Below are 23,518 nucleotides of genomic sequence, written 5' to 3' on the forward strand. Positions count from 1 at the left end.
GATCTAGCCTCTTTGCTAAATCCTTAGAAAACTCAAGAGAGGGGGTAGTTCATAAGTGCAGGACCCCCTCTCTTGCGATTTCCAGCACTTAGCGAAGAAGCTAAGATGCTGAAATCGCGTTCTCTCCCACAAGGGGAGAGATAGTCGGCATCAACCACGCACAAACTAACAAAAACGCGGCTCCAGGGCCGCGTTTTCAGTTTCATATCAAACCAATCTCAGCGCAGGCGATTACTCGCATGGGCAAGCATGGTGTAAACCTTGCCCGTGTCCGAGGTCAGATAGGCTTGTGTGGTTGTGTTGTCGCGATCATTGCGCGTGACGTCCTCAAGCAGGCGCTCGAAATCATCCATGTAGCGGTCAACAGCACGCTTGAATTCGCTGTCTGACGAATATTTACGCTTGATCTCGTCAAAGGTCTGCTGGCCCTTGAGCGTATAGAGACGGCGGGTGAACACATTGCGTTCACCGGCACGGTAACGCTGCCAGAGTTCAACAGATGCCTCATGATCAATGGCGCGGGTAATATCGATCGACAGGGAGTTGAGTGACTCGACAACCTGACCGGGCGAGCGGCCTGCCGGTGCCTTTGGAGTCTCGGCCTCTTCGGTCGAAGCACGGCGTAGAAGATCGGACACCCAGCCATTACCGGCAGAACGAGCCGGTTCGGTATTGCCGCGCGTGTCGATTGTTCCGCGCATTGCAGGCGCCGCCGGTGCTGAAGCAGCAGGCGTTGCAGGGCGCGGTGCCGGAGCTACAGCTTCGGTACGCTGTGGTTGCGCCGCGACGGCCGCCGTTGCACGAGCTGGAGCTGCGCGCTGCACCCGTGCCTCACCAACATCGGTAAGGCGACCGGATTTCTGAACGATTTCCGATAGTTCCTTCAATGCGTTGATCTGCTCGGAAACAGCCTTGCGCATCTGGGCTGTGGACTGCTTGGCTTCTTCAGGCATATCCATCACACCGCGCTGCAATTCGGAACGGGTCTGTTCCAGTTCCGTGCGGATCGCGGCGGAAGAGCGGCGGATTTCATCGGTCGCGTTGGCAAACTTCTGCGATGCCTGCTCCACAACTTCAGAGATCGAATTGCGGATCTGCTCGGTTGTCTGGTTCGCCCGGCCTTCGGCGCGGTCAAAGGCGGAAGAAACAAGCGATTCGAACGAACGCATGGTCTTCTCGATGGTTTCCGACTTGGCGATGAGGCCAGATGCCAATGTCTGCAAGGCTTCCTGGCGCTCGTCGAAAGTCGAGGCAAGGTTGGTTTGCGATGCGTTGATCAGCTCTGATGCCTTGCTCAGCATATTGCCGTGCTCGTCAAAGCGCTGGGCAATGGAAGCAATGTCGGTCAGCGTGCTGTTGGACAATTGCGACAGTTTGCCGAGATTGCCATCGATCAGACGGGTCGATGTTTCGAACGATTCCGCCGCCTTGGTTGCATTTTCGGCAAAGGCAGTTGTCGTGTCGAGCAAGCGTCCGTCAATGTCGCCAAGATTCTTGGTGGCCATATCGATCAGTTCGCCAAGCTTCGCATTGGACGAGGAGAGGCGGTCGATAAGGTTGCTCACATCGTCGGTCAGACCAGCCTTGGCCGCTTGAACAGCAGTAATTGTCTCTGCAGTGCGGCTGGCGATTGCATTGATCAGAGCCGCATTTTCGACGCGCAGGCGTTCGGTAGCGGATGTCGTGGCCTCAACCAGCTGCGAGGCAAGCGTGCGGCCATTATCGGCAAGGCTCTCGACCAGCGGCTGCGCCGTATTGTCGAGAATGCTGATGATTTCCTGCGAACGGGCCGAGAGAACCTCGTTGAGTTCGCGTGTGCTTTCAGCAAGCTTCGAAGCGGTCGTATCGGTGGCTGCCGAGAAGCGGGCCTCCAATGCTTCGAGGTTTGCTGCGGCTTCCGTCGCACGCTGACCAAGGCGCTTTTCAGTCTCTGCAAGGCTTTCATTCATGCGCTGGCTGAAGGCCTCGCCATGACCGTCAAGAGCCTCACCAGCCTTTTGTGCCTCGCCAGTCAGGGTAGAGGCAGCTTCTGTGATTTTCTCACGCAGCGTGCGGGCAACAACCGAAGCACTCTGTTCGAGTGATTTGCGAACATTGTCGACGCCAATGGCCAATGCATTCTGCATGGTTGTCGTGCGTTCGTCGATTGTACCGCCATGGTTTTCGAAGGCCTTGGCAAGCACATCAGCACTGTCTTGCAGAACCGCCTGCAAGGCTACCGTACGGTCGCCGATCGCTCCCGCCTTGTCGTCAAGCGTCTGGCCCAGAACTGCATTGCCCTGTTCCATTGCCGCGCGAATGGCCGCGATACGCTGGTCAAGAATGCTCGCATGATCGTTGAGCGTTTCGCCGACGCGGGTGTCACTATCTGCCAGTGCGGCACGGATAGCGGCAGCGCGCTCGTCCAGCGTTCCGATGTGTGATGCCAGCGTATCGCCGATCTGCATATTGCTGCTGTCGAGTACAGAACGGATACCTGCGGTGCGTGTCTCGATATCGCTGGCATGTTGTGCCAGCGTTTCGCCGATACGGGCATGGGTATTCTCAAGCGCTGCCTGAATACCGGCGGTGCGCTCATCCAGCGACGAAGCATGCGAAGCCAATGTCTGGCCGATACGCTGATCGCTATTGCTGAGTGCCTGCTCAATTCCCGCTGTACGCTCGTCAATTGAGCTTGCATGCGAGGAAAGGATATTGCTGATGCGCGAGTCGCTATCGATCAGCGCCTGACCAATACCGGAAGTGCGCTCTTCGATGGCGCTGGCATGCGAGGCCAGAACATCGCTGATGCGCGCATCGCTGCTGGTCAATGCAGTTTCGATGCGCCCTGTGCGATCATCGACACTGTCGATAAAGCCGCTCAATGTACCATCGATACGTGTGCCGCTATTGAGCAGCGTCGCCTGAATTTCGGCATTGCGTGCATCGATAGCTTGCGTATGGGCAGCAAGAGTTTCGCCCAGCTTGGCATCACTGCCGGAAAGAGCCAGCTGAATTTCCTGATTGCGTTCGTCCAGGCTCTTATTGTGCTGATCGAGCGTCTGCGCAATCTTGGCGTGCGTTTCAACAAATGCCGCGCGCATTCCAATGGTGCGCTCATCAATGATCTTGGCATGCGCATCAAGTGTCTGACCAATGCGCGTGTCGGTGGCCTGTATCGCTGTTTCAATATTGGCGCTGCGCAGATCGATGCTGCGAGCATGTTCGTCCAGCGTATCGCGGATGCGTGTATCGGTGTCGGCAAAGGCCGCATGCATACCGGCTGTGCGGTCTTCGATTGCCTTGGCGTGTTGTTCGAGTGTTGCGCCAATACGGGCATCATTGTCTTCGAGCAGCGTATGAAGCCCGGCGGTGCGGCCTTCGATTGCCTTGGCATGCTGTTCGAGCGTGGCTCCAATGCGGGAGTCATTGTCCTCAAGCGATGCACGCAGACCGGCAGCCCGTTCTTCCAGGGTCGAGCCGTGACCGTCGATGATCTGACCGATGGCAGCAGTGCTGCTTTCCAGAACGGTCTTGAGGTTGGAGGTGTGGTCGCCGATCTGTCCCGCCTGATCGCGAATAACAACGGCAGCGCGGTCGGTTTCCTGAACCAGCGTCGCGGCCAGCGCTTCGCGTTCTTCGGCAAGCTTGGCAGCGAGAGCTTCGCGGCTTTCGATCAGACGGTCGGAAAGTGCTGCCGCATTGGTGGAAAGCAGGCTGCCGACCTGATCGGAAAGCGTTGTCAGATCGTTGCCGATCTTCGCTTTTGTCTCGTCGACAATGCCGTCGATAGAGGCACGGCCATCGGTAAAGGTTTTGGCGATGTCGCGCGTACGTTCAATCAACTGTTCGTTGATCTGACGCGCACGGGCTTCGAGGGCCGAATTGAGACGCTCGGTGCTGGCATCCAGGGAGTGAGCGCGGGTTTCGAACTCTGCAAGCAGCGAACGGCCACGTTCATTGATCGTCGTGTCGAGACCGGCCAGACGCGTGTCGAATTCGCCAACCAAGGTCTGCGTGGCGTTGCCCAGCAGCGACAACATGCTGTTGGTGCGGCCATCCAGCGTATCGGCCAGTTTCATCGTTACGGAATCTGTCTGTTCGGACAGGGCTGCAATGCGCATTTCCAGAAGATTTGCAAAGGCTTCGCCGGAAGTGCTGATCTTGTTTGATATGTCATCCGAACGGGAAACGATCTGCTCGGAAATGACCTGGCCACTCTGGGTCAGCCGTTCAATGAGCGACTCGCCGGACTGGTTGATAGACATGCTGAGATTGGTGGACGCGCTGGAAAGGTGTTCGCGCAGGGATTCACCTGCCAGCGAAAGTTCATCCTTCAACTGCTCATGGGCACTCGAAATTGAAGCGCGCACACGCTCAGCGTGGCCGATCACCGATTCGCGCTCACCGCCAAGACGGTCAACGAGCGTGCGGATGCGGTACTCATTATCCGTATAGACGCGTTCAAGCTGGTTCACTTCGGTCTGGACCAGTGTTTCCAGCTCAACAGCGCGCGCCAGCGTGCGCTCGACACCTTCACTCATGGCCGCAACTTCGCGGCGGACGGCTTGACCCAGCGAAGCAACGCGGTCGGAGGAGAGCATTTCCGGTTCAGACAGGCGCATGGCAGCTTCCGCCATGGAGCGCGCAGCATATTGCATTTCCTGACCGCGGCGGATCATGATCGCAAACGCCCAGAAAAGCATGATTGGAACGACGATCGCGGCGGCAATGCCAATTGCATAAGGCGCTGCGGCGAAGTCGGAGAAGGAGCGGATAGACCAAAGCGATGATCCATAGAGCGCATTGCCGAGCGCCAGCACACCACCAGCCCAAAGGACGCTGATGATGCCTGTAATCAGACTGTAGGATTTTGGCTGCGGCACGGAACTGGTGGAATGAGTGGTCTTTGCTGCTTGCAGCAGATCATCATTGGCTGGTCGGAACGAAGGCTGTGATGGCACAGCCGGAGCCTTTGGCGGCGCGGGCGGAGCTGCCGGAATAGGATTTGCGGCCTTGATCTGCGGCTTTGGCGCAGGCAATGGAATGGCGGCAGCGGGAGGCGCTGTTACCTCGGGTTCCGGCAATTTTACGGGTTCGGCCGCAGCGGGTGTCTCGAATTTCTCAGCGGCCAACTCCTGGGCCGCCTGTGAAATCTGGGCTTCGAGATCATTCAGGGACAAGAGATCGTCATCAATTGGAGACAGATCCATATCCATCCCGAGCGTTGACTCGTCGAAATCGATTTCTAGAGCCTTTTCAAGGGCTTCACCGAGCTCGTCTTCGGCTTTGAAAGCCTTGCTTTTCGGGGCTGTGGCCATGTTTTCCTCACAATATTGGGCGGTGGCCACATGTGGGGCCAGCCGCGCCATACTCTTTACGCCGCTAGTCTAATGTACTGGCACATGGTTTGGAAAGAAACAATGGATTCAGGAAATGCTTAAAAGTTTAAACACAAGGTTAATTTTTGAGCCTCGCGCAAAATTTCAATTGTGGGCAAAAATTTACCCTGCGTTCACCATAAGGCACCATTTAAGCACGATTTCTGCCTCGTTTTAACCTTGAATGAGCGTCATGAGCATAGGCTTGTCAGTTCAAATGTAAAAGCGTTCAGGAGAATATTCCAATGGCTCAACAGGCATCGATGGCATTTGCTTCGCCAGGTGGCGAGCGATCGAAGCCAGCGCGCAAGCGCCCGATTGATCTTGTGCATCTTACACGTGAGACATTCGGCAATCGCGCTCTTGAAACCGAAATTCTCAATCTGTTTTCTCGCCAGACCTGCGGCATTGTGGACAGACTTATCCACGCAAATCCCGATGATCGCGTCCGGCTTGCCCGTTCGCTCAAGGGTTCGGCCAATGCAATCGGTGCATTTCGCGTGGCCGAGTTGGCGGAAGCGGTCGAGCAGTCTCCCAGCGATTCGAAGATGGTCAGGAACCTGCGCCCGGCCATTGACGATGTGCGCGATTATATAGCGGCGATTACCCGCTGAACTGCGCTCTGCGTCAGGGAGTACAATTGACTTACGCCTTTAAAGCCCTATGTCAGCGGTAACTTGATCACTGGGGCTTTAATTCATGGCAAAAATTACCTTTGTCACACATGGTGGCGAACGCATCGAAGCGGATGCCGAAAATGGCTCTACCGTTATGGAAAGCGCCATTCGTTTTGCTGTTCCAGGAATTGATGCGGAATGCGGTGGCGCTTGCGCCTGCGCCACCTGTCATGTCTATGTGGATGATGAGTGGGCGGCGACAACTGGCGAACCCGAAGCCATGGAAGAAGACATGCTCGATTTCGCCTATGATGTGCGTCCCAATTCACGCCTGTCCTGCCAGATCCGCGTTTCCGATGAACTGGATGGTCTTGTGGTGCACGTGCCGGAACGTCAGTCCTGATTATTCGTTGCAATTCTGTGATGCGTGGTTCGACGGGGCTCACCATGAGGAAGGTGAGTTGGCTGCAGTGGGGCGAACCATGCCGTTGATGTCTATTGCAATACACCAACGTTCCCCATCCTGAGCTTGTCGAAGGGCGCGCAACAGAAATGCAGCCCAACGACCCATGAGAACCAAACTGCAGAACGGCTTTTCATAGCCTCACCATGAGGAATGTTGTCGGATTGCAATGGCGTTGTGGCTGCAAAGCTTACAGCAACGGCTTTCCTGCATTCAACCCACCTTCCTCATCCTGAGCTTGTCGAAGGGCGCACAAGTCAAATGCAGCCGACTAACTCATAGGCTGATATTTTCTCAACGACCCATGAGAATCAAACCGCAAAGCGGCTTTTCATGGCTTGATTGGCTGCATTGCCTTGACCTTGCGACAAGCAATCGTTACGCGCATGGCAGCCCGCGTGTGGTGAACACGCCAGCCATTACCCCTTTTTCTATCTGCGCGGCATAGAACCGTCCGGCATGAGGAATTTGCGATGAGCGAGATTATCAAAACCGATGTTGTCATCATTGGTGCAGGTCCGGTTGGCCTGTTTGCGGTGTTTGAACTTGGCCTTTACGATTTGAAATGCCATCTCATCGATATTCTCGATCGTCCGGGCGGCCAATGCGCCGAGCTTTATCCGGAAAAGCCGATCTACGATATTCCGGCTTGGCCGATCATCAGCGGCAATGAATTGACCGAAAAGCTGATGGAGCAGATCAAGCCGTTTTCGCCGCAGTTCCATTTTAACCGAATGGTGACCAGTCTTGAACGTCTCGAAGACGGATCATTCCGCGTCCAGACAGACGATGCTGAAGTTTTTGAAGCCAAGGTTGTTGTTATTGCTGCCGGTGGCGGATCATTCCAGCCAAAGCGCCCGCCGGTTCCCGGGATTGAGGCCTATGAAGGCAAAAGCGTTTTCTATTCCGTGCGCCGCATGGATGAATTCCGCGATCAGGATGTGTTGATTGTGGGTGGCGGCGATAGTGCACTGGATTGGGCGCTGAACTTGCAACCAATTGCCCGCAGCCTGACTGTGGTGCATCGACGTGCGGAATTCCGCGCCGCGCCCGATAGCGTCAAGAAGATGTTTGAACTGGTCGAAAGCGGCAGTGTTCGTTTTGAGCTGGGACAAGTATCGGGCCTCAAAGGTGATAATGGCGAGTTGACCCATGCGGTTATCAAGGCTTCTGAAGGGGAGGTCGAAATTCCTGTTACACGCCTCCTGCCATTTTTCGGCCTCACCATGAAACTGGGCCCGATTGCCGATTGGGGCCTGAATCTGCACGAGAATCTCATTTCGGTGAATGTCGAGACGTTTGAAACATCCGAACCCGGTATTTTCGCAATTGGCGACATCAACTGGTATCCGGGCAAGCTCAAGCTGATCCTGTCAGGTTTCCATGAAGCTGCATTGATGACTCAGGCGGCAAAGCGCATCGTCAATCCGGGTGAGCGCGTTGTGTTCCAATACACAACATCATCAACCAGCTTGCAGAAAAAGCTCGGCGTGAACTGAGGGTTGTTGGGCGCACTTATCTCCCCCTTTGTGGGGGAGAAAGGATTTTCTTGAATTTAGCCACTTTGCTAAATTCTTATAAAATTCAAGAGAGGGGGTAGTATGATAATTGGAAATCCCCTCTCTGACGATTTCTAGCACTTAGCCAAGAAGCTAAGTTGCTGAAATCGCTTTCTCTCCCGCAAGGGGAGAGATACTCTGCATCCTCAAGGCTTGGCCAGTTCCTTGACCATGCGATAGGTCAATAGCCGTTCAAACCGTGTCTCAAAATTTACTGTTTCAACGCGGTCAAAGCGCACCTGATCCGCATCGTGCTTTTTGAGCAGCTTTGCCGTTAGCGCGTCGATATCAGCTTTCATCTTCACGCAATCGCTGCGCCAGGGCAGCGCTTTGATTTTGCGCTCCATATCCCCGGCTGCTGTGCGGGCGATAACGATATGGCTTTCCTCGTGGCGTTTGATGTCTGCTGAAAGCGTATCCCAAACAAGTGCGAGATCGCGCTTTGCCGTGCGGCGCTGTTTCCAGCGGGGCAGGTATACTGTTGCGCGCACAACAATGTCCGCATCCACAATCTGACAGCTCTTGCCGTTGGAGCCAAACTTAACTTTACTGTCGAAGCGCATCCGCGTCATGCCGGGATGCCGGTCGCCGGTCTTTGTCAGCATTGGCCCTCTGCGGCTCAATTCCTTGTCGAGTTCGGCGGCATTATGCGCATTTAATGTGAAATATTGGTATTTTCGCAATACGGTTGCGGCGTTTGCAGCGGGCATGATGAGAGTGGAGGCAATAACAGCCGCAATCGAGCTGGCGGCTAATCTGGCCAAAATGTGCATTCAGCTTTTCCTTTTCTTCGGCCAGTGTGCATCATACGTAGAGTATCGTCAAAAACGTTGCAGATGAATTGACGTTCCCGGGATTCTGTTAAAAAACAGGATACTGGATAATCAACGGAGCGCATGAATGCATCGGGAATGGCAATTGGCACATGGCCGATCTTTGATCTTGGGGCCGCGCGCGCTGATTATGGGCGTGCTGAATGTAACGCCCGATTCGTTTTCCGATGGCGGTGTGCATTATTCTCTTGAACAGGCTCTTGATGGTGCGCGGAAGATGATCGAGGATGGAGCGTCGATCATTGATGTTGGGGGCGAATCCACCAGACCTGGCGCGACGCGGGTCGAGCCATCTGTCGAACAATCCCGGATTCTGCCCGTCATTAGTGCCTTGGCCAAGCAGGGCGATATCATCATATCCGTCGATACCTATCGCGAAGAAACAGCGCGGCTTGCCGTTGAGGCAGGGGCACATATCGTCAATGATGTCTGGGGCGTACAGCGTGAGCCTGCTATCGCTGACCTTGCAGCCAGTACCGGCGCCGGGCTTGTCATCATGCATACGGGCCGCGAACGGGAACGTGATCCGGATGTCATCGCCGACCAATTTGCGTTTCTCAATCGCTCGCTCGAAATCGCAAAGCTTGCTGGCGTATCGGACAGTCAGATCGTGCTCGATCCCGGTTTTGGTTTTGCCAAGGATACGGACGAGAACATTGCATTGATGGATCGCTTTTCTGAACTCGCCGCCTTCGGATATCCATTTCTCGCCGGCACCTCGCGCAAGAGATTTCTTGGCGCTGTTTCAGGCGGTGAAGCGGAAGAGCGCGACGTGGTGACAGCCGCATCCTCCGCCATTTTGCGGCTTGCCGGAGCCGATGTTTTCCGTGTGCATGATGTTGCCATGAGCCGCCGGACACTCGCGCTTGCCGACGCGATGCTTGAATCACGCGGAAATCGTCAATGACCCCTTTGAGAAAAGCCTGGCTGGGCCTCGGTGGCAATCTTGGCGATCCAGTCTCGGCCATGGGACAGGCCCTGCGCGCATTGGATAGCCGCGATGATACAGCGGTTAATGCCGTCTCGCCAGTCTATAACACGCCGCCATGGGGCAAGATCGATCAGCCTTCATTCTATAATGCCTGCGCCGAACTTGTGACCGAACTTGAACCGGAATCCCTGCTTGCGGCCTGTCTTAATATTGAACTGGAAATGAAACGCGAGCGGCTGGAACGCTGGGGCCCGCGCATTATCGATATTGATGTGCTGGCCTTTGAGGGAATAGATCGCTTCGAAAGCTCCAGCCTCATCCTGCCGCATCCGCGCATGACCGAACGCGCCTTTGTCCTCATTCCGCTTGCTGACATCGCCCCTGAGCTTGATATTGATGGAAAAAGTGTCTCGCAGTGGGCGGCGCTGGCGGACAATACCGGAATGACAAAAGCCCGCGATGATGCGGGCTGGTGGTCTGCTTAATAGTAGCGCAGAAGTATGCGTGGTTCGCCCTTCGACAAGCTCAGGCGCTCACCATGAGGGAGGTTTGGCGAGTGTCAAAATGCTGCAATCAGCTCACCTCCCTCATGGTGAGCTTGTCGAACCACGCATGACAAACATGCAATCAGTTCTTGGCAACGCTGCCGACGGCGGTGGTATCAACCCGTTTCAATGACATGCCGACGACAGGGATCAACTGGTCTTCCAGATGAACGGAAATCGTTACGTTCATGCTGTTATTATTGTTGAATTTCGCCTGCATTGCGCCACTGAGCTGCTTGCGGTTAATGGCAAGCACAACGCGGTTGCCTGAGACATTGCCGCCGGTAATGTCGAGCCCCTTGCCAGCCGAACCATCAAGGAAAGTGCCCTTGTAGCTATTGCCGCTGCGGCTGATCGTTGCCTTCATCGGTTGATTGAAGATGCCGACGCGGCAGTTTCCATCCAGGGTCATACCCGTAGCCGTGGCTGGTGTGGAGCCTGCCAGCGTGCACGTAAACTTCGTGCCCTTATATTTGCCCGCCACGATTTCACCGGGACCAACCCACTGACCTTCGACATTCTCGAAGAATTCCGCGTCTTTATCCTTGGCTTGCGCTGGCGACGCCAATAGCGCGCAGGCGAACAGGGACAGGGCGGCAACTGCTGCGCTTGTTTTCATCGACACGGACTCAAACTCTAATCATTGGAATGGCTGCTTCGAACCAATCATGGGTTGGAATGGTTAATAGACAGTTGCCAATGCCATAAAACTTGGGGATAGGAAATGCTTCTATTGCCCTGTCAGGGCTTCTTTGTGCCGCCGATCCTTGCCAGATCGCCGATGAAATCGCCAATTCCCGGACGTTTCTCGGCGTTGAACGGGAAGGGCCGCACCAGATCCATCGCCGAAATGCCAATACGCGCTGTCATCAAACCATTGATCACGCCTTCGCCAAGCCGTGCGGAAAGGCGCGCTGCAAGACCATGGCCGACCAATTGCTGAATGATGCTGTCGCCCATGGCAACTGTGCCGGTCACGGCCAGATGTGCGATGACATTGCGCGTGAGTTTAAGGAAGCCGAGCGTTCCAGGTCTGCCTCCATAGAGTTCCGACAGGCGCCGGATAAGCCGCGCCGATTCAAAAATAACATAGCCAATATCAACCAGCGCGCGCGGGCTGACCGCCGTCACAATCGACACGCGCTTGGATGCGGCAAGGATCATTTCACGCGCCTGCCGGTCAAGCGGGCGCAGCAATTCGGTTTCTGTGAGACGTATCAGGTCGCGCCCATCAATCACATCATCGCGCAAATCATGCAGAAGCGCGCGGCCCTTGGCTGTCGCTGGCAGCGTTTCGGCGATGCTGACCAGCTTCGCGACAGCCGCCTTTGCCTGAGCCGGATCGTTTTCGCTGGCGGCCTTGGCCGCCTCATCGCGCAAATGTTGAACAGAGGAGAGGCGACGCAATGCCAGCGTTTCACGCATTACTATAGCAATCAATGCCAATGCGCCGAGTATTGTAACGCCAAGCGCCATCCAGCCGAGCCAGGGTGCGCGCTCAAAGAGGGTGCGGATAAGATTGTCGGCCCAAAGGCCAAGTGCCAGCGATAGGAGTACCCCAAGTGCGCCGGTAAAAACCGTTGCGAATGAAAACTTCTTTCTATTCGCCAGAGCTGGCGGCGGTGTCAGCGCATCAAGCTCATTGGCAGCTTCGGGGTCGAGGTCAAATACATCCACCGCCGCAGGCGTTACAACAGCAATATCCTTGATTGCTGTTGGCTTGCGCTGTGCGAAAGAAGCCGGTTCAGTGGCCTTTGCGGGCGCTTCCACTTCTTCCGGCGGGCTCACGCGAAACGAGGCTGGCTTGCGTTTTTCACTCATGCGAGGCGATCTCCAATGAGGAATTGTATGGCCCGATCCAGCCTGATATGCGGCAGCGAAAGTGTAAAGCCCTCCGCCGTCTTCTCCAGTTTGGGTGGGCGAAAGCGAACGAAGCGGATAGCCGGATCCTCGGCAACCGATTCCGGTCCTTCAAATATTGAATCCGGTTTCTCCGGTAAGTCACCGGGAAATATGGCGGTTTCGGTTTTGCCGTCAAATTTCTCGCCGTCTATTGTCTCGCCTTTCAGCGGTATTCCGACGATGACGGGCAAGGTGTCTTTGCCTTGGGTGACAGTGGCCTCGCGCGTTGTTCGCACCGCAGCCATTGCCAGTACTTCGACGCTGGCGCTGGTAAAATCAGCGCGGCTTATGGCGCGATCGACAAGACGGCGCACGATGGCCTGCAATCGGTCATGACTTTCATGGTGCAGGTGGTCTGCCTTTGTTGCTGCTACAAGAATGCGGCTGATGCGCCTTTGTACCAGCCCGGTCAGGAAGTTTGTGCTGCCGGGACGGAAACAGGAGAGGATTTCTGTGAGCGCCCGCTCCAGATCGGCGACAGCCGAGGGCCCCGCATTCATCGCTTGCATGGCATCGACCAGAACGATTTGCCGGTCCAGCCGCGCAATATGTTCGCGGAAAAAAGGCTTTACCACATGGGTCTTATAGGCCTCGTAGCGCCGTTCCATCATGGCGCCAAGCGAGCCGGGCCTGTGTTTTTCAGAGCCCAAGCCCGGGAGAGGCGCGAATGTCAGTGCGGGTGAGCCTTCCAGATCACCTGGCATCAAAAAGCGGCCTGGCGGTAGCGTGGAAAGCGCTCGCTCATCGGCCTTTCCCGCTTTCAGATAGGCAGTGAAGCTTTTTGCCAGTCTCTGCGCTGTCATTTCATCGGCGTCGACAGATGCATCGGCTGCTGCCGAAGCTTTGAGCCAATCTTCAGCCAGATCATGACGGCTTTCCAATTGAGCCAATTCAAATGAATCGCGGGAGAACTCATTATAGCTTTTGCCCAGCAAGGGCAGATCGAGCAGCCATTCACCCGGATAATCGACAATATCGACCGAGAGCTTGCCGCCGGAAAACATGCGGCCCCAGGCCGATGCGGATTCGTACTCGATTGTCAGGCGCAATTCGGAAATCGCACGGGTCGAATCCGGCCAGATGCGGTCCTCGATCAGCGCTTTCAGGTGATCTTCATACTGAAACCGTGGAACGGCGTCGTCCGGCTGCTGCTCCAGGTAGGCTTTGGCAATGCGGCCCGACTTTTGTGCTTCGAACAGGGGCAGGCGCCCGCCATGAATCAGATTGTGCACGAGCGCCGTGATGAAGACTGTCTTGCCCGCACGAGAAAGCCCGGTCACGCCGATGCGGACGGATGGCGAAGTCAGAGATGTTGTGCGCTCGGTCAGTGTGTCGAGTGCAATCCTCGCTTCATCGGCCCAACTCGTCAGTCCTGTGGTGAATGTACCCAATCGATAATCATCCTATTGCGGCGTTCGTCCCGAACCCATTTGGGGGCTGTTCGTGTCAAACTCAAGATACGTTGTTTGGCACAAGGCATGTGCAATCCGAATCTCACAAATGCTCCGAGGGTGAAAAGAACTCCCGCAGGGTACCCTTGCCAGGGCGAACTTCAGCCAGCGGCACATCAAATTCGATCACCGCAAGACCGGCGGTGGGGAAACCGGAGATGAATGTCGGATGGGTTGGAGGATCGCCGCGACCAGACAATGCCATGGCGACTTCCTCCATCATGGGATTGTGTCCGACCAGCATGACCGATTGGCTGCCCTCATGTTCGAGACCGGCCATGCGAATGGCCATCAGATAGGTGTCCGGGCCGCCGGAATAAAGCCTTTCGAGTTCCTGCAATATAAAGGGCGGCTCCAACCCTACATAGTCGAGTGTCTGGCGGGCACGGATCGCAGTTGAGCATAAAACGACGTCCGGTTTCAGCTTGGCGCGCCTCATCTCCAATCCGAGGAGTTTGGCAGCTTCCGTCCCGTCCTTGTCCAGCCTACGGTCAAAATCCTTCTGGCTCGGTGTCGGCCAGACTGCTTTGGCATGACGGAGAAGATAGACCAGACTCATTTACTTATCTCCGTTCTGGAACAGGCGTGAAAAGGTGCCATGCTTCGCTCTTTGACGCAAATTACCCCTTTGGATCATGCGGCAAATTCATCATTTCTCAAATAAGTGTGCAAAACCAGCCTGCAAATATTCTGTGCGGGGTGCAATTTTGCAAGGCAGAGCGCAACCGCAAGTAGAGCTTTGAGGGCCGGAAATGCCAATTTTTAGCCTCATTTTCTTGACGTTGGACGCCAAAAATCCAATTTAACGGGCTTAAATGCCGTTATTTTAAGCGATTTTGCTCTTCTTCTTTATTGATTTGCTATGTCTTTTTGTGGTTGTGCGCTCATCGGACACGACCTATATAGGCCTCCTCGCGTCTAAAAGGTGCAGGGTGATTCAATGATGAATAAACTTATCGATCTTGACTATAAGCCCACGGATGACGAGCCTTTCATGAGTGATCGGCAGAAATCCTACTTTCGTGAAAAACTGATTGACTGGAAGAACGACATTTTGCGGGAAGCCCGCGAAACGCTCGAAATCCTGCAGCAGGAAAATGCAAACCTGCCGGACATTGCCGATCGTGCTTCTTCAGAAACAGACCGCTCTATCGAGCTTCGGGCTCGTGATCGTCAGCGCAAGCTGATTTCAAAGATTGATGCAGCCTTGCAGCGCATCGACGATGGAACATATGGCTTCTGCGAAGAAACTGGCGATCCTATCAGTCTCAAGCGGCTTGACGCCCGCCCGATTGCAACATTGTCCATCGAAGCTCAGGAACGTCACGAGCGACGCGAGAAAGTCTATCGCGACGATTGAGTTTAAAAAAAAAGCCCGGGAAACCGGGCTTTTTTTATGTTTTACAGGTTTACTTGTGCGTGGTTCGCCCTTCGACAAGCTCAGGATGGCTCACCATGAGGAGGGTTGTGACTTAATTGCGGCCACCAACATCCCTCATGGTGAGCCATCCTGAGCTTGTCGAAGGGCGAACCACGCAGATGCTCTTAATGCAATCGGACCGCACTCCTCTAACGGTCGGGCCGAGAAAGATCGCCGAGCAGACGTTCCATCTCATCCTCTATATCGTCAGCTTTTTTCGATTGTTCGTCCCTGTTGGCCTCTTCACCGGGGGCGATATTGAGTTCGCTCGCCAGTTCCGGATCGAAAGCGTCCGAAAAATCAGCATCGCTTAGCGTGATCTCCGGCTCGGAAGTCTCCTCAGGCTCGATATTGTCGAGTGAAGGCTCGCGGTAGACAGGTTCATTGCGGGCAGCGAACGGGAATGCCGCTGCCGTGCTGGCCCTTTGCTCACCGGAAATTTGCCTGACCGGTTCCGGCGCGGTGATCGGCGGCTCCGGTGTATCCACCGCTGGTTCGGTTCTGCTTTCGCTGCCAAAAGACGGCGAAGCCGTGCGCTCCCAGCTATTGCTGGCATCGCGGACGGGTGCAGTAATAGCAGGAGCCTCCTCTGCCGCAATTGCTGCTGCAGCTACCGTTGGAGCCACATAGGGGAACGTCCTTGCAGGTTCAGGCTTTGCCGTAATCGGCGGAATGGGTGCCATTGGCGGTATAGGCGGCAAGGGGGCAGCCGCTGTCTGCTGGGGCGGCTCTGGTGGTTTTGCATCACGAGGTGGCGTCGGCTGGGGCGCTGGCGTGCGCAGGGGCACCTGCGGCGCTGGCTGCATGGGAGGTGCCGGACGTGTCACTGGCGCCGTTGCCTGCGGCGCGGGCGAAACAGGTTCGGCGCGGGGCGGCTCTACCGGCTTGCGTTCCGTTTTCAGGTCAGGCTCGGAGGAGTTGGCCGCCGCCGGTTCGATGCGGGAGGGCTGTTTGGCAAATTGCCTGATGTTCTGCTCAATAACGAGATCGCTCGGGCCGCCGATAAGGATCAGATGCTCGACATCATCGCGGCGCACAAGCACAAGGCGTCTGCGATTATCGACAGCAGCGGCGTCGGTCACCGAGAGCCGCACCTGCCGGTTGCGCCCGCCTGCCACGAAGGTTCCGCCTGTTACCCGCCGCAATACGGCAAAGACAAGCAATAACAGAGCGATGACCAGGGCAAACAGAAGAATAAACCCCACAATAGGGGCGGCGGTTTCGCCGACGATAGTGGCAAGCCATGCATTCATGACAAACTCTCCTTTACAATATCCACCAAGCCCGAAAACTTGTTCCCCGACACGGGCTTCGCAGCATAATTTCGCGTGACACTACAGAGTGGACTTCACAGTCGCAACCCTGATGATTCCCAGACACATTTAGACCATAAGGCGTGGAATAAAGCTTATCCGATAAAGGATAGGGTTTAATACCAGTCAAAGATATGATCCAACCGATTCGAGAAGTATGAGACAAGCAGTAGGCCAGACGGCAGCGTGCTGGTTGGACGATGAAAAAGGGGCCTGAGACGTATGTCTCAAGAAACGAATAGCAGACGCATGTCTCAGGAAACAAATAGCGATCTTTATCCGGAACCGATTATCGCCAACACGAAATCGAACAGGGCAGGCTTGCGCCTGATTCTGCTCGGCATCGTGCTGGTCGGTATTTCCGTACTGTATTTCATCTATCGCGACCAGCTGGGCCAGCAATTCCTGCTTGGCCTGCTTGGCGTGCTTGCCATGACCGGTGTATTCTACCTGTTCGGATCGGCCATCAATGTTATCCAGTTCACGCCCCGCGGCACCAGTGACGAGCTGACCCGCGCCTTTGTTGATACCTATCCGGAAGGTACGGTCGTCTGCGACCAGAAGGGCCGCATTGTTTACGCCAATCGTGCCTATGCCGAGATGACGGGCGTAACCAGTTCGGACGATGTGCGCCCCATCGAACACATCCTTTCCGGCGAGCCTGCCGCTTCCGATCCGATCTACCGCCTTGCCAATGGTTTGCGCGATGGAATTTCCGGACAGGAAGAGCTTCGCCTGTCGCGTCCGCTCGATCCATCCCGTGAGCCTGTGCCGACTTGGTACCGCGTCAAGGCGCGCCCTGTTGCGGGCATTCCGGACCAGACTGTGCCTGTCTATGCCTGGCAGATTTCAGATATTTCTGCCGAGCGTGCCGAGCAGGAACGTTACTTTCAGGACATTCAGGAAGCCATTGATCATCTCGATCATGCGCCCGCCGGTTTCTTCTCCGCCGATCCTGATGGCCGTATCATCTATATCAATGCAACTTTGGCCGAGTGGTTGGGCATCGACCTGACGCGCTTTACGCCCGGCTCCATGAACGTGCGCGAGATCGTTGCGGGCAATGGCATGGCCCTGATCAATGCCGTCAAGACGGAGGCGGGAACAAGCCGCAATACGGTTATTGATCTTGATTTGGAAAAGGCCAATGGCCAGAGCCTTGCCGTTCGCTTCTATCACCGCGTTCAGGCACAGCGCGATGGCAAGCGTGGCCCGACGCGCACGATAGTCCTTGATCGCGCCGAGGGCGAAGACACGTCAGCAGCCTTGCGCGCTGCGGAAGTACGGTTCACACGTTTCTTCAACTCGGCATCCATGGCCATTGCCGCTGTGGATTCAACCGGCAAGATATTGCGCACCAATGCGCGCTTCCTTGGCCTCTTTGCCCCCGTGGTCGACCGCGATGATATTGACCGGCGCATTCCGCTTGAAACCGTCGTGCATGAGCGTGACCGCGAAGCTTTTGACCGCGCTCTGGCTTCCGCCTTTGCCGGAAAAGCCGAGATCTCTCCCGTGGACACGGTCATTCCGGGCAATGAGGAGCGGCATTTGCGCTTCTATATCAGCCCGGTTTTCGACGCCGGTGCAGAAGACGGCTCCGAAGAGGCGGCGATTGTCTCCGTGGTCGAAACCACCGAGCAGAAGGCGCTTGAAGCCACCATGGCGCAGAGCCAGAAGATGCAGGCCGTCGGCCAGCTTGCGGGCGGTATCGCGCATGACTTCAATAATGTGCTGACGGCCATCATCATGTCGTCTGATCTGCTTTTGACCAATCATCGCGCATCGGACCCGTCCTTTGCCGACATTATGAACATCAAGCAGAATGCGAACCGCGCTGCATCGCTGGTGCGCCAGCTTCTGGCTTTCTCGCGCCGCCAGACATTGCGCCCCGAGGCTCTCAACCTCACCGATGTCATTGCCGATGTGCGCATGTTGCTGACGCGTCTGGCAGGCACGCAGGTCAATCTGAAAATAGAGCACGGCCGCGATCTGTGGCAGGTGAAGGCCGATCTTGGCCAGTTCGAGCAGGTCGTGGTCAACCTCACAGTCAATGCGCGTGATGCCATGCCGGAAGGCGGCGATTTGATCATCCGCACCCGCAATATGGGGGAGGCGGAAACCGCCCGCCTGAATTACCGCGATGTCGTGCCCGGCGATTATGTGGTGGTCGAGGTTGTCGATAGCGGCACAGGCATGACGCCCGAAACCATCGCCAAAATCTTTGAACCCTTCTTCACCACCAAGGAAGTGGGCAAGGGCACCGGCCTTGGCCTTTCCATGGTCTATGGCATTATCAAACAGACCGGCGGCTCGATCCATGCGGAATCCGAACTGGGCAAGGGTTCGACATTCCGCATTCTGCTGCCGCGTTTTGTGGAAGGTGCCGAGCCACAGGTTCTGAATGCCGAAGGCGAAGCGGTCCAGATCGAAGCGCCGAAGAAAGAAAAGAAGCCTGAAAAGGCAACGGACCTTTCCGGCACGGCAACCGTGCTTCTGGTTGAAGATGAGGATGCTGTACGCATGGGCGGCCTGCGTGCGCTCCAATCACGCGGCTATACGGTGCATGAGGCGTCGAGCGGCGTTGAAGCGCTGGAGGTCATGAAAGAGTTGGATGGCAAGGTCGACATTGTTGTGTCCGACGTTGTCATGCCGGAGATGGATGGTCCGACCTTGTTGCGCGAACTGCGCAAGGATTACGGAGATATCAAGTTCATCTTCGTTTCCGGCTATGCAGAGGATGCTTTTGCTAAGAACCTGCCGGAAGATGCAAAATTCGGCTTCCTGCCCAAACCCTTCTCGCTGAAGCAACTGGCAACGGCGGTCAAGGAGATGCTGGAGAGCGAGTAGAAGGGAGGATAGTCATCCTCTGTTGAACAGAAGATAACACTGTTCTTATGTGCTTCATAACGGCCAGCAATTGTTGTTGAAATGGATCGAGCTGTTTTAATGACTCTTGTCATCAGGCTGGACGATGCCTTTTCGATTGAGTAGCTTAGAGACATGGCGCTCAAACGAATGGACAATATTGGAATCGTCGTCGAGAACCTCGAAGAGACGATTGAATTTTTTACTGAGCTTGGCCTTGAGCTTGAAGGTCGGGCCACGATCGAAGGAGAATGGGCCGGGCGCGTCACTGGTCTGGGCGATCAGCATGTCGAAATTGCCATGATGCGCACGCCAGACGGCCACAGCCGGATTGAGCTGTCCCGTTTCCTCGCGCCGCCTGTTGTCGCAGATCACCGCAATGCCCCGGTGAATGCTCTGGGCTATCTCCGCGCCATGTTCACCGTGGACGACATTGATGAGACGCTTGAAAGGCTCTACAAGCGGGGTGCGCAGCTGGCAGGTGAAGTCGTGCAGTATAAGGACGTGTATCGGCTCTGCTACATCCGCGGGCCCGGGGGGCTTCTCATTGGACTTGCCCAAGAACTCAACTGAGCGCTTGCTCTATTGCTCGCGTCCTATAGGTTCCGCAGGGTGTTCGAAACATTCGATTAACATTTCGGTCAGGACACGCACCTTTCTTGTGGGATGTTGCCCTGGTGGGCGTACAACATATATGCCAGCCGGAGGTGGTGGATAGCGAGTCATGACCGGAACCAGCCTGTTGGAGGCCAGATGTTCATGGGTGACGCCATCGGGTAACCAGGCGATGCCGAGGCCTTTCAATGCTGCCGCGGCAAGAGCTATGGCATTGTCTGCCTTGAAACGCCCTCGCGGATGAACCGTGACAATCCTGTCGCCATCCATAAACTGCCATGCTTCTGTTCCCTGCATGAGTGCCTGATGAGCAGCAAGCTCCTCCGGCGTCTCCGGTGCACCATGCATTTTGATATAGTCCGGGCTGGCGACGAGCTTCCCATAGATTGGCCCGACGCGCTTTGCGATCAGGTTGGAATCCTGCAAATAGCCAACCCGGATCGCACAGTCGAAGCCTTCTGTGATGAGATCAACGAAGCGATCACTGTAGGATGTGTGGATGTGCAGCTGCGGATGGCGTTGCGCCATATCCGCGAGCACAGGCGCGAAGTGGGTTATGCCAAAAGAAAGTGGCACAGCAATGCGCAAGCGACCGCAAAGATCTCCGGCGGGTAGGATCGTTTCTCGGGCCAGATCGATCTCCGCGCAGACTTTGGCTGCGTGATCTCGGAATGTGATTCCGGCTTCCGTGAGAGCGGCACCACGGGTGGTACGGGCAAGAAGCTGGACGCCGAGATCTGCTTCCAGCCGTGCCAGCCGTCTGCTGACGATTGATTTTGAGACACCCAGCCGCCGCGCGGCGGGCGAAACTCCCCCAGCGTCTGCGACTTCCACAAATGTTCGCAGCTCTTCGATATCCATTCCGGCGTTCCTGTTTTCGCGACACAGATTGGCACAACTGACTACTACCGTATCCCAAACAGGAATGACAATGTCCATGTCAGGGCAACGCCGCAACCGGCGTATGTCTGCTCGCAAACCCCACTCACAACTGCAAACAGGATGTTATAATGACGTTTCGTAATGGCCTTGCTTCGCTTCTACGCCCCGAAGACTCGGTACTGGTTCTGATTGACCACCAGCCTTATCAGCTCACGAACCTGAACAGTCACGATCCGCATATGGTCGTCAACAATTCGACTGCGCTGGCGAAAGCCGCAAAGGTCTTTGGCGTCCCGACCATTCTGACGAGCGTAATCGCCGATAGGGGTGGAAAAATCTTTCCCCAGATCACCGATGTGTTCCCTGACGAGAAGGTGATTGACCGCACGTTCATCAACACCTGGGAAGACCAGAAAGTGGTGGACGCAGTCAAGGCAACTGGCCGCAAGCAGTTGATCATCGCTGGCCTATGGACCGAAATCTGTGTTGCTATGCCGGCGATACAGGCTGCCGGAGAAGGCTGGGACGTAACGGTGATCACCGACGCGTCCGGTGCTGTTTCGGTTGAGGCGCACGAAGTTGCCATCCAGCGCATGGGCGCGGCTGGCATCAACCTGATGACCTGGATGGCGCTGGCCGCTGAGTGGCAACGTGACTGGGCGCGGGGCGAAACTGCCATGGCGCTGAACGAGGTTATGCTTCAGCATGCAGCCGGTAGCGGTATTGCTTATCTGTGGGAACAGCAATTGCTCAACACGCCGGTCGCTAAATAACAAGCTTGATCCGCGCCGCTCCGTTCTTCAGAGCGGGGCGGCGTTGCATTGGAACTGTTCTGCTCGATCCGCATTGAGTCATTTTGCGAGGAGTTCGCTATGATGAGAGCTGCGATAGTCGGTCCATTGACCGAGGTAGAGTATGAATCGCCTGAGGAGCGCCACGCCCATTGCATGGAGGCGCTTCGCGACCGCTTTCTGGACGAAGTCTCAACAAGAGAAATGTTGGTGATTGCTGACGAAGCCCAATTGTCGGGTTGGGGCGTTGGGGAGGTCCGGCGTGCGATTGACGCCTTGGTCACGGAGCGTGCCCGCTTGGCGGGTGCGCCCACTTGTGACTAGTTCAATCGGTCAGTTTGATTGATCGAGTGCATGCGGCGAGGGCTGAGAGTCAGTCGTGCGGTTCTTCAGCGGATTCATGACGAGAAATGCTGCAACTGCAACAATTGCCGCAATGGCACATAGCCAAGCCATTTTTTTAGTCATGCCGGTCTCCTTCATTCATGCCAGTGTCGAGCCTATCTGTGTTCACGCCCGGTGTCACGAATAGCTGTCGTAACTCGCATTATCCGTGTCCATCAGGCGGCGGATGATTGAAAATCCTTGGGCCAGTTCCTCGCGGCTTGCGGGCACTGTTATCCCAATCCGCACGCGATGAAAGGTTTTCTCGGTGCGGCCCGGCTTGAATTCATCTTCATCGTCAATCAGCACGCCTTCATTGAGAGCGGCATTCTTGAATGTCGCAGAAAGCCAGGGGTCGGGCAGTTTGACCCAAAGGAATGTCGCAAGCGGCTGGGAATTGAAATCCAATCCCGCAAATATGTTTTGCGCAATTGCTTCACGTGCGCGGACCTCCTCGCGAACTTTGCTGCGGATGAGATCTGCTTCACCCGAATTGACCAATTGTGCGCCGAGTTCCGCCATTGTGAACGGCATTCCGCCGGTGACCATCTTGTGCGCGGTATAGACCCGCGTTGCCAGATGAGGAGGGCAGGCAACCCACCCGCCGCGTACACCGGCGGCGACGGATTTCGACAGACCACCAATGTGGAATGTGCGCTCCGGTGCCAGCGCAGCGATGGCAGTATGTTCGTCCTGCATGACCGAGCCATAGATTTCGTCTTCAATGATCCAGACATTGTAGCGCCGTGCAATATCGATAAAGGCACTGCGGTTTTCTTCCGGCATGGTCGTTGCTGTGGGGTTATGCAGCGAGGGCATGAGGAAGACGAGTTTCGGATGCTGTTGAGCGCACAGACGCTCAAAGTCATCCGGCGTCGCATATCCGGCTTGCGTGTGCATGATGATGCTGCGCCGGCCCATGAGATTGACGCTGCGTGCGGCAGAACAATAGGTCAGGTCCTCGAATGCGATCTTGTCGCCCGGCGCTGTCACTGCGGCAATAATTGCAAGAATTGCCGAATGGGCACCAAGTGTCGGCACGATTGATGCGGGCTCTGGCGCCCAGCCTGCCGATGAGAGCCACTTGCTTCCCGCTTCCAGCCAGCCTTGGGGCAGGGTGCGCGAATAGCTGGATATTTCGCGTGGATATTGTTTCACAATGCCCTGTAGCAACCGTTCCATCGATTCAGACTGGCCGACATCAATAGCAGCGGTCGAGTCGAGACGGATATTACCCGGCTCAATAATTGCGCCGCGCGTTCCGCCAAATGGCGTGGAAAGACTGGAACGCTCTATCAGGGGGGCATCCTTGTGGCTGGTCACATATGTGCCACGCCCGACCTCTCCGGTAACCAGCCCGCGCTCGCGAATGAGATTGTAGGCGCGACCCACCGTGCCGATAGTCACGCCAATATCAAAGGCGAGATTGCGTTGCGGCGGCAGCTTGGTGCCGGGCGGAAGGACGCCTTGCGCTATGTCGGATTCGATCCTGTTCGCCAGCCGCATATAGAGCGGACCGCGGCGCTCCTGGGGTTCAATGTCGGTTTCGAGGTCTGGGAGCCAATTTGTCATGGTGACAATGAATAT

20 protein-coding genes are annotated in these 23,518 nt (G+C 55.8%); 10 read left to right on the forward strand and 10 right to left on the reverse strand.

Annotation, left to right across the window (positions count from 1 at the left end; translation table 11 throughout):
• Window positions 1-218: 218 nt before the first annotated feature.
• Complete coding sequence (locus tag ACYJL1_RS09210; protein WP_460895133.1) at window positions 219-5,300, reverse strand: apolipoprotein A-IV repeat region-like domain-containing protein; 5,082 nt, start codon at window positions 5,298-5,300, stop codon at window positions 219-221.
• A gap of 305 nt (window positions 5,301-5,605) precedes the next feature.
• On the opposite strand from ACYJL1_RS09210, the gene ACYJL1_RS09215 reads away from it, so the two are divergent.
• The 3 genes from ACYJL1_RS09215 to ACYJL1_RS09225 all read left to right on the forward strand — a co-directional run bounded on the left by ACYJL1_RS09215 (window position 5,606) and on the right by ACYJL1_RS09225 (window position 7,939).
• The gene (locus ACYJL1_RS09215; protein ID WP_460895134.1) at window positions 5,606-5,974 is read left to right on the forward strand and encodes an Hpt domain-containing protein; all 369 of its coding nucleotides are present in this window, start codon (window positions 5,606-5,608) and stop codon (window positions 5,972-5,974) included.
• A gap of 85 nt (window positions 5,975-6,059) precedes the next feature.
• Window positions 6,060-6,380, forward strand: a complete 321-nt coding sequence (locus tag ACYJL1_RS09220) for a 2Fe-2S iron-sulfur cluster-binding protein (RefSeq protein WP_460895135.1) — start codon at window positions 6,060-6,062, stop codon at window positions 6,378-6,380.
• Window positions 6,381-6,913: 533 nt separating this feature from the next.
• A complete protein-coding gene (locus ACYJL1_RS09225; protein WP_460895136.1) occupies window positions 6,914-7,939 on the forward strand; it encodes an NAD(P)/FAD-dependent oxidoreductase in 1,026 nt (341 codons plus the stop codon).
• Between the two features lie 206 nt (window positions 7,940-8,145).
• Here the strand turns inward: ACYJL1_RS09225 and ACYJL1_RS09230 are convergent, their stop codons facing one another.
• Complete coding sequence (locus ACYJL1_RS09230; protein WP_460895137.1) at window positions 8,146-8,772, reverse strand: DUF922 domain-containing Zn-dependent protease; 627 nt, start codon at window positions 8,770-8,772, stop codon at window positions 8,146-8,148.
• 127 nt (window positions 8,773-8,899) lie between these two features.
• Between ACYJL1_RS09230 and folP the strand changes: the two genes are divergently transcribed.
• Together folP and folK are read left to right on the forward strand one after the other, a co-directional pair.
• Entirely contained in the window at window positions 8,900-9,739 is an 840-nt protein-coding gene (gene folP, locus ACYJL1_RS09235) for a dihydropteroate synthase (protein WP_460895138.1), read from the forward strand.
• On the forward strand, window positions 9,736-10,248 hold the full coding sequence (folK, locus tag ACYJL1_RS09240) for a 2-amino-4-hydroxy-6-hydroxymethyldihydropteridine diphosphokinase (RefSeq protein ID WP_460895139.1): 513 nt from the start codon (window positions 9,736-9,738) through the stop codon (window positions 10,246-10,248). The genes folP and folK overlap by 4 nt, the downstream gene beginning before the upstream one ends.
• 142 nt (window positions 10,249-10,390) lie before the next feature.
• Here the strand turns inward: folK and ACYJL1_RS09245 are convergent, their stop codons facing one another.
• The 4 genes from ACYJL1_RS09245 to ACYJL1_RS09260 all read right to left on the reverse strand — a co-directional run bounded on the left by ACYJL1_RS09245 (window position 10,391) and on the right by ACYJL1_RS09260 (window position 14,220).
• The gene (locus ACYJL1_RS09245) at window positions 10,391-10,927 is read right to left on the reverse strand and encodes a hypothetical protein (protein WP_460895140.1); all 537 of its coding nucleotides are present in this window, start codon (window positions 10,925-10,927) and stop codon (window positions 10,391-10,393) included.
• Between the two features lie 122 nt (window positions 10,928-11,049).
• The gene (locus ACYJL1_RS09250) at window positions 11,050-12,129 is read right to left on the reverse strand and encodes a YcjF family protein (RefSeq protein ID WP_460895141.1); all 1,080 of its coding nucleotides are present in this window, start codon (window positions 12,127-12,129) and stop codon (window positions 11,050-11,052) included.
• Window positions 12,126-13,601 (reverse strand): YcjX family GTP-binding protein, encoded by a 1,476-nt coding sequence (locus tag ACYJL1_RS09255; RefSeq protein ID WP_460895142.1) that lies wholly within the window; start codon window positions 13,599-13,601, stop codon window positions 12,126-12,128. The genes ACYJL1_RS09250 and ACYJL1_RS09255 overlap by 4 nt, the downstream gene beginning before the upstream one ends.
• 103 nt (window positions 13,602-13,704) lie before the next feature.
• On the reverse strand, window positions 13,705-14,220 hold the full coding sequence (locus tag ACYJL1_RS09260; protein WP_460895143.1) for a SixA phosphatase family protein: 516 nt from the start codon (window positions 14,218-14,220) through the stop codon (window positions 13,705-13,707).
• Between the two features lie 384 nt (window positions 14,221-14,604).
• Between ACYJL1_RS09260 and dksA the strand changes: the two genes are divergently transcribed.
• Window positions 14,605-15,021, forward strand: coding sequence for an RNA polymerase-binding protein DksA (gene dksA / locus ACYJL1_RS09265; RefSeq protein WP_040854267.1), 417 nt, complete (start codon window positions 14,605-14,607; stop codon window positions 15,019-15,021).
• 209 nt (window positions 15,022-15,230) lie between these two features.
• Here dksA and ACYJL1_RS09270 read toward each other — a convergent pair whose 3' ends face one another.
• Window positions 15,231-16,334: a hypothetical protein gene (locus ACYJL1_RS09270; protein ID WP_460895144.1), complete on the reverse strand. Its 1,104-nt coding sequence runs from the start codon at window positions 16,332-16,334 to the stop codon at window positions 15,231-15,233.
• Window positions 16,335-16,643: 309 nt separating this feature from the next.
• Here ACYJL1_RS09270 and cckA point away from each other — a divergent pair, with 309 nt between their 5' ends.
• Together cckA and ACYJL1_RS09280 are read left to right on the forward strand one after the other, a co-directional pair.
• The gene (cckA, locus tag ACYJL1_RS09275; RefSeq protein ID WP_460895145.1) at window positions 16,644-19,241 is read left to right on the forward strand and encodes a cell cycle histidine kinase CckA; all 2,598 of its coding nucleotides are present in this window, start codon (window positions 16,644-16,646) and stop codon (window positions 19,239-19,241) included.
• 153 nt (window positions 19,242-19,394) lie between these two features.
• On the forward strand, window positions 19,395-19,832 hold the full coding sequence (locus ACYJL1_RS09280) for a VOC family protein (RefSeq protein ID WP_460895146.1): 438 nt from the start codon (window positions 19,395-19,397) through the stop codon (window positions 19,830-19,832).
• A gap of 9 nt (window positions 19,833-19,841) precedes the next feature.
• Here the strand turns inward: ACYJL1_RS09280 and ACYJL1_RS09285 are convergent, their stop codons facing one another.
• Window positions 19,842-20,735, reverse strand: coding sequence for a LysR family transcriptional regulator (locus ACYJL1_RS09285; protein WP_460895147.1), 894 nt, complete (start codon window positions 20,733-20,735; stop codon window positions 19,842-19,844).
• A 149-nt stretch (window positions 20,736-20,884) separates the two neighbouring features.
• Here ACYJL1_RS09285 and ACYJL1_RS09290 point away from each other — a divergent pair, with 149 nt between their 5' ends.
• Both ACYJL1_RS09290 and ACYJL1_RS09295 read left to right on the forward strand, forming a co-directional pair.
• A complete protein-coding gene (locus ACYJL1_RS09290; RefSeq protein ID WP_460895148.1) occupies window positions 20,885-21,529 on the forward strand; it encodes a hydrolase in 645 nt (214 codons plus the stop codon).
• Between the two features lie 99 nt (window positions 21,530-21,628).
• Complete coding sequence (locus ACYJL1_RS09295) at window positions 21,629-21,871, forward strand: hypothetical protein (protein ID WP_460895149.1); 243 nt, start codon at window positions 21,629-21,631, stop codon at window positions 21,869-21,871.
• A gap of 9 nt (window positions 21,872-21,880) precedes the next feature.
• Here ACYJL1_RS09295 and ACYJL1_RS09300 read toward each other — a convergent pair whose 3' ends face one another.
• Both ACYJL1_RS09300 and ACYJL1_RS09305 read right to left on the reverse strand, forming a co-directional pair.
• Window positions 21,881-22,015, reverse strand: a complete 135-nt coding sequence (locus ACYJL1_RS09300) for a hypothetical protein (RefSeq protein ID WP_460895150.1) — start codon at window positions 22,013-22,015, stop codon at window positions 21,881-21,883.
• A 54-nt stretch (window positions 22,016-22,069) separates the two neighbouring features.
• A complete protein-coding gene (locus ACYJL1_RS09305) occupies window positions 22,070-23,503 on the reverse strand; it encodes an aminotransferase-like domain-containing protein (RefSeq protein ID WP_460895151.1) in 1,434 nt (477 codons plus the stop codon).
• Window positions 23,504-23,518 lie beyond the last annotated feature (15 nt).

It is taken from the genome of Phyllobacterium sp. K27 (assembly GCF_054796155.1).